The 13101-nt window shown below is 71.7% G+C and carries 14 protein-coding genes; 3 read left to right on the plus strand and 11 right to left on the minus strand.

Annotated elements, in window-relative coordinates; translation table 11 throughout:
* From ABH940_RS18730 to ABH940_RS18770, 9 genes are all read right to left on the minus strand, one after another.
* A partial coding sequence (locus ABH940_RS18730; RefSeq protein ID WP_370105772.1) for a flavodoxin-dependent (E)-4-hydroxy-3-methylbut-2-enyl-diphosphate synthase occupies positions 1–494 on the minus strand: 494 nt, incomplete at its 3' end.
* A 21-nt stretch (positions 495–515) separates the two neighbouring features.
* Complete coding sequence (locus tag ABH940_RS18735; RefSeq protein ID WP_370070155.1) at positions 516–1160, minus strand: 1-hydroxy-2-methyl-2-butenyl 4-diphosphate reductase; 645 nt, start codon at positions 1158–1160, stop codon at positions 516–518.
* Positions 1157–3316, minus strand: coding sequence for a squalene--hopene cyclase (gene shc / locus ABH940_RS18740; protein WP_370070157.1), 2160 nt, complete (start codon positions 3314–3316; stop codon positions 1157–1159). The genes ABH940_RS18735 and shc overlap by 4 nt, the downstream gene beginning before the upstream one ends.
* A 4-nt stretch (positions 3317–3320) precedes the next feature.
* Positions 3321–4487 (minus strand): polyprenyl synthetase family protein, encoded by a 1167-nt coding sequence (locus ABH940_RS18745; RefSeq protein ID WP_370070159.1) that lies wholly within the window; start codon positions 4485–4487, stop codon positions 3321–3323.
* Positions 4487–5851, minus strand: coding sequence for a hydroxysqualene dehydroxylase HpnE (gene hpnE / locus ABH940_RS18750; protein WP_370105773.1), 1365 nt, complete (start codon positions 5849–5851; stop codon positions 4487–4489). The genes ABH940_RS18745 and hpnE overlap by 1 nt, the downstream gene beginning before the upstream one ends.
* A 109-nt stretch (positions 5852–5960) precedes the next feature.
* Complete coding sequence (hpnD, locus tag ABH940_RS18755; protein ID WP_370105774.1) at positions 5961–6878, minus strand: presqualene diphosphate synthase HpnD; 918 nt, start codon at positions 6876–6878, stop codon at positions 5961–5963.
* Positions 6875–7915, minus strand: coding sequence for a squalene synthase HpnC (hpnC, locus tag ABH940_RS18760; RefSeq protein WP_370070387.1), 1041 nt, complete (start codon positions 7913–7915; stop codon positions 6875–6877). Before hpnC ends, hpnD begins: the two co-directional genes overlap by 4 nt.
* 318 nt (positions 7916–8233) lie before the next feature.
* Complete coding sequence (locus tag ABH940_RS18765; RefSeq protein WP_370105845.1) at positions 8234–9046, minus strand: ABC transporter ATP-binding protein; 813 nt, start codon at positions 9044–9046, stop codon at positions 8234–8236.
* Between the two features lie 7 nt (positions 9047–9053).
* Positions 9054–9935 carry an ABC transporter permease gene (locus tag ABH940_RS18770; protein ID WP_370070391.1) on the minus strand — a complete coding sequence of 294 codons (882 nt, stop codon included), beginning with the start codon at positions 9933–9935 and terminating at the stop codon, positions 9054–9056.
* A gap of 202 nt (positions 9936–10137) precedes the next feature.
* Here ABH940_RS18770 and ABH940_RS18775 point away from each other — a divergent pair, with 202 nt between their 5' ends.
* On the plus strand, positions 10138–10800 hold the full coding sequence (locus ABH940_RS18775; RefSeq protein WP_370070165.1) for a TetR/AcrR family transcriptional regulator: 663 nt from the start codon (positions 10138–10140) through the stop codon (positions 10798–10800).
* The gene (locus tag ABH940_RS18780; protein WP_370105775.1) at positions 10797–11513 is read left to right on the plus strand and encodes a pyridoxal 5'-phosphate synthase; all 717 of its coding nucleotides are present in this window, start codon (positions 10797–10799) and stop codon (positions 11511–11513) included. The genes ABH940_RS18775 and ABH940_RS18780 overlap by 4 nt, the downstream gene beginning before the upstream one ends.
* A 184-nt stretch (positions 11514–11697) precedes the next feature.
* Here ABH940_RS18780 and ABH940_RS18785 read toward each other — a convergent pair whose 3' ends face one another.
* A complete protein-coding gene (locus ABH940_RS18785) occupies positions 11698–12177 on the minus strand; it encodes a hypothetical protein (protein WP_370105776.1) in 480 nt (159 codons plus the stop codon).
* A gap of 152 nt (positions 12178–12329) precedes the next feature.
* Between ABH940_RS18785 and ABH940_RS18790 the strand changes: the two genes are divergently transcribed.
* The gene (locus tag ABH940_RS18790; protein ID WP_370105777.1) at positions 12330–12764 is read left to right on the plus strand and encodes a nuclear transport factor 2 family protein; all 435 of its coding nucleotides are present in this window, start codon (positions 12330–12332) and stop codon (positions 12762–12764) included.
* A gap of 47 nt (positions 12765–12811) precedes the next feature.
* On the opposite strand, the gene ABH940_RS18795 is transcribed toward ABH940_RS18790, so the two are convergent.
* Positions 12812–13096, minus strand: coding sequence for a hypothetical protein (locus ABH940_RS18795; RefSeq protein ID WP_370070173.1), 285 nt, complete (start codon positions 13094–13096; stop codon positions 12812–12814).
* Positions 13097–13101 lie beyond the last annotated feature (5 nt).

Here is a 13101-nt window from a genome sequence, read left to right on the forward strand (position 1 = left end):
GGAGTCGCCCGCCCGTACTTCTCCAACAACCGCTTGTCCAACGACCCCGCGTTCACACCGATCCGAATCGGGATGCCCGCGTCCGACGCGCGCTTGGCGATCTCCTTGACCTGGTCGTCGAACTGCCGGATGTTGCCCGGATTCACCCGCACCGCGGCACAACCCGCGTCGATCGCCGCATACACGTACTTCGGCTGGAAGTGGATGTCCGCGATCACCGGGATCTGCGACTTCCTCGCAATGATCGGCAACGCGTCCGCGTCATCCTGCGACGGGCAGGCCACCCGCACGATCTGACACCCCGACGCCGTCAACTGCGCGATCTGCTGCAGCGTCGCATTCACATCCGACGTCACCGTCGTCGTCATCGACTGCACCGAAATCGGCGCACCCCCACCGACCGGGACATTCCCCACCATGATCCGACGGCTCTGACGACGCGGAGCCAACAGCTCGACCGGCACGGACGGCATTCCGAAGGACACGGCGGTCATGGCAGAACTCCTCAGCAGAACTCAGCAGAATTGCGGATGCCAGGTCGCGAGCACCAGCCCGACCTGCTTGAGCGCGCGCAGCGCGCGGGGGCCGTGCACGAGGGTGGCCGGCCGGACCAGCTCGTGCTCGGGCGTGTCCACAACGACGCGAACGGCCAACAACGGCAGTCCGGTGGCCACTCGAAAGGCCGCCGCCGTCTCCATGTCGACGCCGACCACGCCGGACTCGGCCAGCCGGGCGCGCTCGGCGCCCCTGACCACGTGGTCGCTGGAGCGCAGCACACCGTGACGCACGGTCAGTCCGGCCGCGCGCAGAGCCTCGGCGGTCGCCTCGGCCCAGCCCTCGTCGGTTCGCGCGGCCACGCCCTGATCGTCGCGCACCTCGGTGGCGACCAGGACGTCGGCGGGGCGTGTTCCCGGGACCACGGCAGCGCCGAGGCCCGCGAAGGCCAGTCCGCACGGCGCGTGCGCCGCAGCGGCGAGCGCGTCGCCTACGGCGCGCTCCGCCCGAGCGGGGCCCATGCCGGTGCGCAGGACCGGGCGCGGGCGCATTCCCCGGCCCGGGCGCGCGCCCCGCAGGGCGCGCGCCTCGATGCCCAGCGCGCACGCCACCAGGGGTGCGCCGGGCGGGTCGGGATCCGGACCCGCGTCCGGACCGGGTCTCACCGCAACCGCCGCCCGGCCAGGGAGGGCAGCAGCCGACGCGAGACCGGTGCTTCCTGCCCGCCCGCCGGGCCCGGCAGACCGCGTCGCGAACCGGCGGCACCGCTGACGGCGCTCCCGGTGGCGCTCCCCACGGTGTCCTCACTCGGCGTCAGGTGCGGGGTGCCGTACAGGTAGCGGCCGAGCGCGGTGACCGGGAAGACCAGCCGGTAGAGGTTGTAGTTGATGGAGAAGTCCCACGGGAACCCCGTCCCGGTGAACTCCGGCTCGTCCCAGGTGCCCTCGGGCAGCTGGGTCTCCGCCAGCCAGCGCACGCCGCGGTCGACGCAGGAGCCGGACTCCCCCGCCGCCAGCAGCGCCATCAGCGCCCAGGCGGTCTGCGAGGCCGTCGACGTGCCGCGACCGGCCCAGGACTTGTCCTGGTAGGAGCGCATGTCCTCGCCCCAGCCGCCGTCCTCGTTCTGCTTCTCCTCCAGCCAGTCGACCGCCCGGCGGATCGCCCGGTGGTCGGTCGGCAGCCCGGCGGCGACCAGCGCGGGGACCACCGAACCGACGCCGTAGACGTAGTTGGTGCCCCAGCGGCCGAACCAGGAGCCGTCCGCCTCCTGCTCCTTGAGCAGCCAGTCGATTCCGCGCCGGGTCCGCACGTCCCCGGCCTTGCCGTCGGCGGCCAGCATCTCCACCACGTGCGCGGTGACGTCCGCGGACGGCGGGTCGACCACCTCGCCGAAGTCGCAGAAGGGCAGCTTGTTCGGCAGCGTGCTGGTGTTGTCGACGTCGAACGCCGCCCAGGCGCCGTTCTTGGACTGCATGCCGAGCACCCAGTCCACGCCGCGACGGGTGGACGCGCCGATCTTGCCGGGCTCCGGGTGGGCGATCCGGCGCAGCGCCAGCACCACCTCGGCGGTGTCGTCGATGTCCGGGTAGTTGTCGTTGTCGAACTCGAACGCCCAGCCGCCCGCCGGGAGATCCGGACGCTGCACGGCCCAGTCGCCGCGGCGGACGACCTCCTCGCCGATCAGCCAGTCGGCCGACCGGACCAGCGCCTCGTGGTCGGCGGGCAGGCCCGCGTCGGCCAGCGCGGTGAGCGCCAGGCAGGTGTCCCAGACCGGCGACTGGCAGGCCTCGATCCAGCGGTGGCCCTCGTCGGTGTGGACGGTGAACCGGTCGAAGGCGGCCAACCCGGCCTTCATGACCGGGTGTTCCAGGTCGTAGCCGAGCAGGTGCAGCGCGATCAGCGAGTAGACGGCCGGAGGCTGGATGCCGCCCCAGCAGCCGTCGGCCTCCTGCCGCTCCACGATCCACCGGGCCGCCTGTTGCAGCGCGAGGCGGCGCAACGACTTGACCGGCATCCGGTGGTAGTAGTGCAGCGCCTTGTCGAGCCGGTGGAAGAACCCGTCCCAGGTGTACGCGGGGGCGATCGGCCGACTGCGGAAAGGGTTCTCCGGATCGGTGTGCAGCTCGTCCAGCGCGAAGGGCGCGGGACGGACCGGGCGGTGCGCCGAGACGACCGTCAGCGGCACGATGGTCTGCCGCGCCCAGCAACCGAACGAGTAGATGTTCAGCGGGAAGTTGCGCGGCAGGAAGATGACCTCCGGCGGCAGCTCCGGGAGCCGCTCCCAGGGCCACCAGCCGAACAGCGCCAGCCAGATCCGGGTGAACACCCGGGTGGCGGCGATTCCCCCCTGCTCGCGGATCCACCGGGAGGCCCGCTTCATGTGCGGTGCCTCCGGGTCGTCCCCGGCGAGCTTGAGCGCCACATAGGCCTCGACCGTGGTCGAGAGCTCGGAGGGGCCACCGTAGAAGGTGGCCCAGGTGCCGTCCGCCCCCTGCTGCGAACGGATCCAGTCCGCGGTGGCGCGCGTCTGCTCCTCGGTGCGGATGCCCAGGAACTGACGGAGCAGCAGGTCCTCGGCGTCCATGGTGACGTTGGTCTCCAGGTTGCCCTTCCACCAGCCGGCCTCGTCCTGCAGGCCCAACAGGTGCTGGACGGCGCGGTCGAGTGTCTCGCGCGCGACCTGGTCGGTGTCCGTCTCGGTGCTTGCAGTTGCCTCGGTGCTTGCAGTGCTGTCGGTGTGTGCAGTGCTCCCGGTGGTGCCCTCCGCGGCCGGCTCCGCGTCGTGCTGTGGGTCGAGCCGGCCATCCGGGGATGCTGTCATGTCGTCACCTCTCCCTAACCACAACGAACTCGGCGAGCGCGGCGAACTGTGCCCGCACCTCGGCGGGCATGGCGACCTCGTCCAGCGCCGCCAGCGCCGTGCTGTGCTGTCGACGGGCCTCCTCCGCCGTCCAGGCGCGGCCACCCGCCTCCTCGATCAGCGCTGCGCGCACCGCAAGTTGTTCCTCGTCCTCGTGACCTCGTCCCTCCTCGTCGGCGAGCAGCTCGGCCAGACGCAGGGAGGCCTTGCCGCCCTCGGCCAGCGCGGCGGACACCGGGAGGGACTTCTTCCGCTGGCGCAGGTCGCCGAAGTTGGGCTTGCCGGTGACCTCGGTCTCGCCCCAGATGCCGAGCAGGTCGTCGACGGCCTGGAAGGCGAGACCCAGGTGGTAGCCGTACCGCTCCAGCGCGTCCGCCGCCTTGTCGTCCATGCCGGCCAGCACCGCGCCGATGGAGGCGGAGACGGCCAGCAGCGCGCCGGTCTTGTTGCCCTCCATCTCCAGGCACTCCTCGACGCTGACCCGGTCGCGGTGCTCGAAGGAGAGGTCCTGGGCCTGGCCGTCGATCAGCTTGAGGGTGGCGGTGGTGATCCGCTGCACCGCGCGCCCGGCGTCGACCGCGGTGGCGGTGCCCTGCGTCGCGGTCTCCAGCAGGATCGCGTTGGCCAGCGCCATCATCGCGTCGCCGACCAGGATGGCCTGGGCCGGGCCGAACACGGTCCACACGGTGGCCCGGTGACGGCGGGTCTCGTCGCCGTCCATCAGGTCGTCGTGCAGCAGCGAGAAGTTGTGCACCAGCTCCACCGCGACGCCGCCGGGGACGCCCACGGAGGCCGGCGCACCCGCGGCACGGGCCGAGAGCAGCGCCAGCGCCGGACGCACGGCCTTGCCGCTGTCGCCCTTGGTCGGGCGCCCCTCGGCGTCGGTCCAGCCGAAGTGGTAGGCGGAGACCGCGTCCATGGGCGGCGCGAGGCGGGCGACCGCCTCCCTGAGCACCGGGGTGCACAGCGTCCTGCCGTGGTCGAGCAGGGACAGCACGTCGACTGCCTCCGCCGTCGGTGCCTGATCGGGGCGCGCTACCACGCTCGTACCCTCTCCGTTCGCTCTGGGCTCGTGCTGCCCGGTGTTGTGCTCGGCATTGTGCTCTTCGGCCTGCGTCTGAACGTCGGTCATCACAGCTCCCTCAGGACGCTACGAGCCGCGGCCGTCCCGCTGCGCACGGCGCTCTCCATGGTCGCGGGCCACCCGGTGGCGGTCCACGAACCGGCCAGGTGGACACCCGGGGTCAAGGTGCGCGGCCCCGGCCGCAGCCGGGCGGTGCCGGGCGCGGGCGCGAAGGTCGCGGTGCGCTCCCTGGTCACGAAGAACTCGGTGACCTCCGCCTGGCGGGCGCGCGGCAGCAGCCGCTCCAGCGCGGGCAGGTAGCGCTGCCGGAGCGTGGCCACCGGCAGGTCGATCTCCGCCTGGGCGGCGGACTGCGACAGCGCGACGTACTGGCCGGGGCCCGTCAGGCCGGAGTACGACGTGCGGTCGAAGACCCACTGCACCGGCGAACCGAGCGCGGCCAGGAACGGCCGGTCCAGCACCGGGCGGTCGTAGACGACGTGCACGTTGAGGATGGGCGCGTAGCCGAGCTGCAGCAGGTTCTCCGGCTCGGCCAGCGAGCCGGGCGGCAGCAGCGCGTGCGCGGCGTCCTGCGGCACGGCCAGGACCAGGGCGTCCACGTCGGTCATCGTCTCGGCGCCGCCGATCAGACGCTCGCCCTCCAGCTGGACCAGGTGGCGGCCCTCGCCGTCGGGCTTGACCTCGACCGCGCGGGCGCGCAGCAGCACCCGCACCCCGGCGCGCTCCAGTGCGGCGCGCGCCATGTCGTCGTGGATCCGGCCCAGCGGCACCCGGGCGAAGCCGATGTCGGAGGCGCCGGGCTCGGAGAGCAGGCCGGTCTTGAAGACCATGGCGGCCAGCGCCAGTGACGACTCGTCGGCGGTCGCGTTGAGCGTGGCGACGCCGACCAGGTCCCACAGCGCCTCGACGGCGCGCGCGGACTGGCCGTGCTCGCGCAGCCAGTCGCCGAAGGACTGCTGGTCCAGGGCCGGGTCGGCCAGGTCGAGCTGCTTGAGCGCGAGCGCGGCCTTGCCGGTCGCCGCACGCTCGGCGAGGCTCAGGTGCGGGTAGCGGACCAGCCCGCGGCCCAGGTGCAGCGGCACCGGCAGCGGGTCGCGCCGGATGCTGCCCGAGCGGCCGGTGTTGACGTCGCGTACGGGCACGTCGAGGCGCGGCTGGAGCCAGACCTCGTCGCGCACGCCGAGCCGCTGCAACAGGCCGCGGTAGGCCGTGCAGCAACGGAGGAAGACGTGCTGGCCGTTGTCGACGGTCAGCGCGCCGCGCTGGAACGAGAACGCCAGGCCGCCGAGCCGCGGCCGGGACTCGGCCAGCGTGACGGAAAGTCCCGCGTCGGCCAGGCGCAGCGCGGCGGTGATGCCCGCCAGACCTCCCCCGACGACGAGTGCCCTGCGCATGCCGAGCCGCCCGCTCATACGGGCCACCCCCCTTCGCCGACCCGCGTCGGCCTCGACGCCGCGCGGCGTCGAGTGGTTCCCCACCACGCCGAGCGGGCAAACGGCTTGGACACGATCGGGCGGTTGTTCAAGAGCTACGCCCTCCGACCAGCCCCGAGAGTGCTACATAGGCCTTCTCCCAGCCGGGCAGCGAGACCCGGCCGCGCAGCACGGCCTCCGGCTCCGCGATGATCCGCTCCAGCACCCGGTGGTAGATCCCGGCCATCGCGCCGACGCAGGCGCGGCTGCGCCGGTCGAGCATCGGCAGCAGCCGCAGGCCCTCGTCGAAGTACCCCTGGGCGCGGCGCGCCTCGAAGAGGACCAGGCCGCGGAAGTCGGCCCCCGGCGGCGGCGTGTCCAGGCCGAAGCCCTGCTCGCAGCCGTACCGGGCCAGGTCCTCCGCGGGCAGGTACACCCGGCCGTTGAGGGCGTCCTCGCGGACGTCGCGGAGGATGTTGGTCAGCTGCAGCGCGAGGCCCAGGGTGTCGGCGTACTCGGCGCCGCGCTTGGGGTCCGTGCAGCCGAAGACGGAGAGCGAGAGCACGCCGATGGTGCCCGCCACGCAGCGGCAGTAGTGGCGCAGCTCCTCGAAGCTGGCGTACGAGGTGCCTCGAACGTCCATCTCCATACCGTCGATCAGTTCGTCGAAGGAGTCCAACGGAATCGGGAAGACTGAGCAGGCGTGCGCCAGCGCGACCTTGACCGGGTCCGTGTCCTCCGGCTCGACCGCGCCCTCACGGATCCGGTCCAGCAGGCCCCGGGTAGCGCCGAGCTCCTCGAACTTGCGCGCGTCGGACCAGCCGCCGTCGCCGATGTCGTCGATCCGGCGGGCCAGGGCGTAGATCGCGGACATGGCCTGGCGCTTGGCGACCGGCAGCAGCCGGATGCCGTAGGAGAAGTTCTTGGCCTGGCTGCCCGTCACCGCCTCGCAGTACCGGTAGGCCGCCGCCACCTGGGGTGACAGCGGCTCGGCCGCCGGGTCGGACGCCGTGGTCTGCCGACTCACCTCGTACCCTTCGCTTCCTTGCGCCGCAGCGCGTCGTCGTGCCGGTCCGCCCCACTGCCGGTCCCGCGCGCCGGTCGAATCCCCCGCGCCGGCCTACCGGGCAGCAGGGCGCGCGCCGCCTCTGCGGCGAGTCGGCCCTTGCCGGCCTTGGGAGCTCCCGCGAGCACGTCGTACCCGGCTGCCGCGACGGCCCCGAGCGCGGCGTAGCCACCGGCCGAGAAACCGGCCAGCAGCACCCGCAGCCGTCCGGAGACCGAGCCGATCAGCGGCGCGCCCTCGTCGAGCAGCGCCCGGGCCCGATCGGACTCGAACAGCACCAGGCCGCGCAGGGCCGTACCCGCGTGCGGCGCGTCGAGCTCCCGTTCGGTCACGCCGAAGCGTTTCATGTCCTGCTGCGGCAGGTAGACCCGGCCCCTGGCCCGGTCCTCGGCGACGTCCTGGAGGTGCTCGACCACCTGGAGCGCGCTGCAGACGGAGTCGGACCAGCGGACGCGCTCCGGGGTGGCCAGATGGGCCAACTGGAGCACCAGGCGTCCCACCGGGTTGGCGGACAGCTCGCAGTAGCCCATCAGGTCGTCGAAGGTCTGGTAGGTGGCGACCCGCTGGTCCACCCGGTTGGCCTCGATCAGGCCGCGGAAAGGCTCGACGGTCAAACCGTGCTCGTCGATCACCGGCACCAGCGCGGCGATCAGCGGATGCCGCGGCCCCTCGCCGCTGCCGCGCAGCACGCGTTCGAAGGCGGCGTCCACGTCGGCGTCCAGGGCGTCCAGCAGGGCCAGCCGGAAGGCCGTCTCGGCCGCCTCGTCGCGCTCCTGCTGCCAGTCCACGCCCAGCAGCTCGGCAGTGCCGCGCGGGTCGGGCAGGTCGCCGTCGCCCGCGTCGTCGATCAGCCGGGCGAAGCCGTAGACGGCCATCAGCCCCTGGCGCATGTAGGACGGCAGGAAGAAGGGGGCGACCGGGAAGTTCTCCCGAGTCGCCTTGTCGAGCACCGCACTGGAGGAGCCGGCCCGGGTCTCCCCGGCGGACTCCTCGGACATGTGTTCACCGGACTGCTGCCGACGCATCGTCATGACCGCCACCCCCCCGTTCTACACCGATCTTGACAGGCTGCCCACAGGGGACACGCCTTGCAGGTCAGCGGCCACCGCCTGGCCCGGCCCCTCACCCCGTCGCCGGGCATGACGGCATGCCGCTTCACACATAGCTTCGATCTTGTTCACACCCTACGTCCACGCAGCCTACGACCTCACGCCGACAGCCGCCGCGAGGGGTACTCGCGGCGGCTGTCGGTGTCGGCCCGTGGGTCGGACACGTGCGGGTACGTCCTGGTCGGACGAAATCCCGTCGAACGCGTCCTACTTGCGCGTGGCGGTCCAGTCCTCGTACTCCTTGACGACGTCCTCGGTGTCGCCGTCGGCCCGGATGACGCCGTGCTCCAGCCAGATGGTCCGGTTGCAGGTCTCGCGGATGGTCGAGTTGCTGTGCGAGACCAGGAACACCGTACCGGCCTCCTTGCGCAGCTCGCGGATGCGCTCCTCGCTCCGCTTGCGGAAGGCCGCGTCACCGGTGGACAGCGCCTCGTCGATCATCAGCACGTCGTGGGTACGGGCCGCCGAGATGGAGAACCGCAGACGCGCACTCATGCCGGACGAGTACGTGCGCATCGGCAGCGAGATGAAGTCGCCCTTCTCGTTGATGCCGGAGAAGTCGACGATCTCCTGGTACTTCTCGCGCACCTCGGCGTAGGTCATGCCCATCGCCAGGCAGCCCAGCACCACGTTGCGCTCGCCGGTCAGGTCGTTCATCAGCGCCGCGTTCACGCCGAGCAGCGAGGGCTGGCCGTCCGTGTAGATCGCGCCGGAGGCAGGCGGGAGCAGGCCCGCGATGGCGGCGAGGGTGGTGGACTTGCCGGAGCCGTTCGAGCCGATCAGGCCGACCGCCTCGCCCTTGTAGGCGGTGAAGCTGATGCCCTTGACCGCGTGCACCTCGCTGAGCGCGGGCGAGGCCTTGCGCATCATGATCCGGGACAGGGCGGAGGTGGCCGAGCCCTTGCCGGCACCGGCGCCGTAGATCTTGTAGATGATGTGGACGTCGTCCACGACCACCGTGGGGATCTTCTCGTCGGGAGCGGGCGGCGGGCCTTCCGGCTCCAGCACGCTGTCGATCATCTCCTGGTCATCCACGGCCGTACTCCTCCTCAGCCTTCCAGAAGAAGACATATCCGCCGAGGCCACCGATCACGGCCCAGGCAGCGGCCATCACCCAGACGTGGTGCGGCAGGCTGCTCGCCGGCACCGAGTCCATCAGGGCGTAGCGCATCAGTTCGTTGAAGATCAGCGCGGGGTTCAGGTCGATCGCCACGGCGGCCGGGTGCGGCAGGTGCGCGGTGACCGTGCTGACCGACCAGAAGATGCCCGACAGGTACATCCAGGTGCGGATGATGAACGGCATCAGCTGGGCCATGTCGCTGGTCTTGGCGCCGATCCTGGCCATCCACATGGCCAGACCCGCGTTGAAGCACGACTGGAGGATCAGGATCGGGATCACCAGCAGCCAGTGCATGGTGATCGGCAGGCCGCTGACCAGGATGATCACGCCGAGCACGCCCATCGAGATCACCAGCTGCTGGAGCTGGTTGATCGTGAAGGCGATCGGCAGGCAGGCACGCGGGAACTGCAGCGCGCGGATCAGGCCCAGGTTGTCCGAGATGGCACGGGTGCCGTTCAGCACCGCCTGCTGGGTGAAGTTGAAGACGAAGACACCCGTACACAGGTACGGGATGTAGTCGGGGATGCCCCGGCTCGTCCCCAGCAGCATGCCGAAGACCAGGAAGTAGACGCCCGCGTTCAGCAGCGGCGTCAGGACCTGCCAGACCTGGCCCAGCTTCGACGACGAGTACTGCACCACGAGCTTCGCGGTGGCATACGCGCCGATGAAGAACCGCCGGGCCCAGAGCTGCCGGGAGTACTCGAACAGCGAAGGGCGCTTGCCGCTCAGCTTCAGGCCGTACTTCGCCGCCAGCTCGGCGGGGCTGAGCCCCGCGTCCGGGTCGGCCATGTCTGCCGCCCGTTGCTCATACACCGTGGACACGCTACTCCCAAGCATCCGTCCCACTGGACAGGACGAAACGGTATCGTCTCATCCTGAAGAGACGCTAACGGGGACTGGCGACGGAACGCAACCGTAACGTCGCAACGCTGGCGTAGCGTTGGCTTCACAAAACGGAGCCGGACACTCACCAGTGCTGACAGGGGAGCATATGGGAACTCAGTCGACGCCTGCCGCCCTTGCGGATCCAGCGGATTCACAGGCAACGTCCAGCCCGGCGGCCGGAGAGGCGAAACGGCAGCCCACGGGGGCGGCGGTGCTGCGCGACGATGTGACCGAAGCCATTCGCGCCGCCGTGTTCGAGGAGCTGGCCACCACCGGTTACGCCCGGTTGTCGATCGAGGCCGTGGCACGACGCGCCGGGGTGGGCAAGACGGCGGTCTACCGGCGCTGGCGCTCCAAGCTGCCGATGGTGATCGAGGTCGTCTCCGACCTGGTCACCACCGGCGTCGTGCTCCCCGACACGGGCTCGTTGGAGCTGGACCTGCGGCTGCTGATCCAGGTCGTCTACCGGGTGCTGCGCCACCCGCTGGCCGCGCAGATCGTCCCCGACCTGCTGGCCGAGGCCGCACGCAACCCCGACATCGCCGGGACGCTGGCCCTGGCGCTGCGCGAGAGCCAGCGCGAGAGCAGCGCCGCGCTCGTCGAGCGGGCCATGAACCGCGGCGAGCTCCCGACCGGCACCGACCCCGACCTGGCCCTGGACCTGATCGCCGGCCCGCTCTACTGGCACCTGCTGGTGACCCGGGAGCCGGTGACCCAGAAGTACCTGGAGCGGCTGGCCCGCTCCATCGCCGCAGCGCTGCGCGCATGAGCGGGAGCCCTGCGGGCGACGCCGTGGACCCTCGGGAGGGCCTCGGCCCGGTGCGACGGCTGCTCTTCGGCGTGCCGATGATGGCGGGCGAGCTGCCCGGGTTCGACCCCGACGACCCCGGGCAGGCGCCCGAGGAACCGTTTCCGCTGTTCCTCGCCTGGCTGACCCGCGCCGTCGCCGAGGGTGTCCGGGAGCCGCACGCGATGACGCTCGCCACGGTGGACGCCGACGGCGTCCCCGATCTGCGGGTGGTCGCGCTGCGCGACGCTGACGAGCGAGGCTGGACCTTCGCCACCGACGCGGGCAGTCCCAAGGCGCGGCAGTTGTCCGGACAGCCGCACGCCGCGCTCGGCTTCCACTGGCGCGAACAGGCCCGCCAGATCCGCATCCGCGGCCCGGTGGAGCGAGCGGACGCCGGCACGGCCGCGGCGGACTTCCTGAGCCGCCTCCCGGGCTCCCGCGCGGCGAGCCTGGTCGGTCACCAGAGCGAGGTGCTGCGCGACCCGGCAGAGCTGCCACGCGCGTTCGCGGGCGCGTTGGCCCGCGTCGAGGCGGAGCCGGATGCGGTGGATCCGCAGCACGCGCTGTTCACGCTCCGCGCGACCACGGTGGAGTTCTGGCAGGGCGTCCAGGCACGCGGCCACGTCCGCCTCCGCTACCGGGCCGCGCGGCCCGGAACCCGCCCCTGGACGCGGGAACGCCTCTGGCCCTGACGGGCACCGGCGCGGAGCAGCGTCCGGTGAACTCACGGGTATTCGTTACGAGTTCGTCATCTGCACGTTCGCTCCCGCAGGTGGCCGCACACGCCCCGCTCGTCGCGCCCACGCGGCGGAGCCGCACATCAGCAGAGCCTCGCGCCCCTGGATAGTGCAGCCTCCCAGCTGCGGAAGGAACTGCCTACTGCTTCGTCCAGCGGTCGCGGCCGTCGGAGCCCGCCTTGCAGACGAGCTTCGTGCTGCCGTTGGTCGCCGTCGCGCCCGAGGTCGCACAGAACTGGCCCGCCGAGGCAGAAGCGGACGCGTTCACCGCGGAGGTCCAGCGGTCCTTGCCTGCGGAGTCCTTCTTGCAGGTCATCGCCTGGCCGGAGCGCGTCTCGCCGTTCTCGCCGCTCACCGAGCAGAACGCGCCCGCGGTCACGCCCTTCACGAGCGCCTTCGAGGACGCCTTCGCGGAGACGCTGGCCTTTACGCTCGCCTTCACGCCGGCGGCCGCGCCCTCCGCCGCGGACTTCGCGGCGGAGGCGATCGAGGAGGCCTTGCCGCTGGCGGCGCTGCCGACCGCCGCCTTCGTGCTGCTGGAGCAGCCCGCCGTGCCGGCGAGCGTCGCCGCGGTCAGGCCGCACAGCAGGAGCATGGTCGGACGTCGGTGTGTGAGCATGACTGGCGCCTCTCGTCGTGGTCCCTACCACTCCGAACGTAGGAGCGCCTGCGACCCCGCGCCCCCTGCGCTAGCCCGATCCGGTGATCACCTCACAGCCCGTCAGTGCCCTGGTCTTCACTTCTCCGCGCCTCCCGCCCACACTGGCGCGCATGTTGACGCTTCAGGAGATCTCCGACCGCCTGGAGATCCAGGAACTGTTCGCGCGTTACGCGCATGCCGTGGACAGCCGCGACTGGGCGGCACTGAAAGAGGTCTTCACCGAGGACGCCGTCGTGGACTACACGGCGATGGGCGGGCCGCGCGGGACGGTGCCCGAGATCTGTGCGTTCCTGGAGTCGGTGCTGCCGATGTTCCCGGCCACCCAGCATCTGGTGGCGAACATGCTGGTCGAGATCGACGGGGACCACGCCACCGCGCGGACGATGTGTCACAACCCGATGCCGCTGCCCGACGAGGGCGGACTGCTGCAGTGCGGGCTCTGGTACGTCGACCGGCTGGTGCGCACCGCGGCGGGGTGGCGGCTGGCGGAGCGGGGCGAGGAGAAGGCGTACCAGGTCGTGCTGAAGCAGGCCACGGCGGAGTAGCGCGTCACGGGGACGCCCCACCCGCCGTGGCCCGGCGGAGCCGCGGGTTACCGCCCCCGGCTGCCGAAGAGCGAACGGGAGAGCCGACGCAGCGGAGCCAGCAGGACCGTGCGCGAGAAGCGGTTGGGGCGTGCCGCAACCGCAGGCTCGTTGACGGAAATGCCGCGCGGCGTCAGCTCCCTTATCAGGCCGACCGCCTCGGCGACCTCGATCTGCGGCAGCGCGGGCGCGCCGAGCACCGCGAGGTGCCGGTCGAGCCGACGGCTCGCCACACCCGTGCCGCACTGGACCGCAGGAATGCGCGGCCTGCGCAGCTGTTGCATCTGTTCCATGTCCC

The sequence above is a fragment of the Streptacidiphilus sp. BW17 genome, from assembly GCF_041262485.1.
Lineage (GTDB): Bacteria > Actinomycetota > Actinomycetes > Streptomycetales > Streptomycetaceae > Streptacidiphilus.

Excerpts from the sequence above, each read along its gene's own strand:
- shc (WP_370070157.1), bottom strand. The coding sequence starts at position 3,316 with ATGACAGCATCCCCGGATGGCCGGCTCGACCCACAGCACGACGCGGAG.
- ABH940_RS18785 (WP_370105776.1), bottom strand. The coding sequence starts at position 12,177 with ATGCTCACACACCGACGTCCGACCATGCTCCTGCTGTGCGGCCTGACC.
- ABH940_RS18790 (WP_370105777.1), top strand. The coding sequence starts at position 12,330 with ATGTTGACGCTTCAGGAGATCTCCGACCGCCTGGAGATCCAGGAACTG.
- ABH940_RS18745 (WP_370070159.1), bottom strand. The coding sequence starts at position 4,487 with ATGACCGACGTTCAGACGCAGGCCGAAGAGCACAATGCCGAGCACAAC.
- hpnE (WP_370105773.1), bottom strand. The coding sequence starts at position 5,851 with ATGAGCGGGCGGCTCGGCATGCGCAGGGCACTCGTCGTCGGGGGAGGT.
- ABH940_RS18765 (WP_370105845.1), bottom strand. The coding sequence starts at position 9,046 with ATGATCGACAGCGTGCTGGAGCCGGAAGGCCCGCCGCCCGCTCCCGAC.
- ABH940_RS18770 (WP_370070391.1), bottom strand. The coding sequence starts at position 9,935 with ATGGCCGACCCGGACGCGGGGCTCAGCCCCGCCGAGCTGGCGGCGAAG.
- ABH940_RS18775 (WP_370070165.1), top strand. The coding sequence starts at position 10,138 with ATGGGAACTCAGTCGACGCCTGCCGCCCTTGCGGATCCAGCGGATTCA.
- ABH940_RS18780 (WP_370105775.1), top strand. The coding sequence starts at position 10,797 with ATGAGCGGGAGCCCTGCGGGCGACGCCGTGGACCCTCGGGAGGGCCTC.
- hpnC (WP_370070387.1), bottom strand. The coding sequence starts at position 7,915 with ATGTCCGAGGAGTCCGCCGGGGAGACCCGGGCCGGCTCCTCCAGTGCG.
- ABH940_RS18795 (WP_370070173.1), bottom strand. The coding sequence starts at position 13,096 with ATGGAACAGATGCAACAGCTGCGCAGGCCGCGCATTCCTGCGGTCCAG.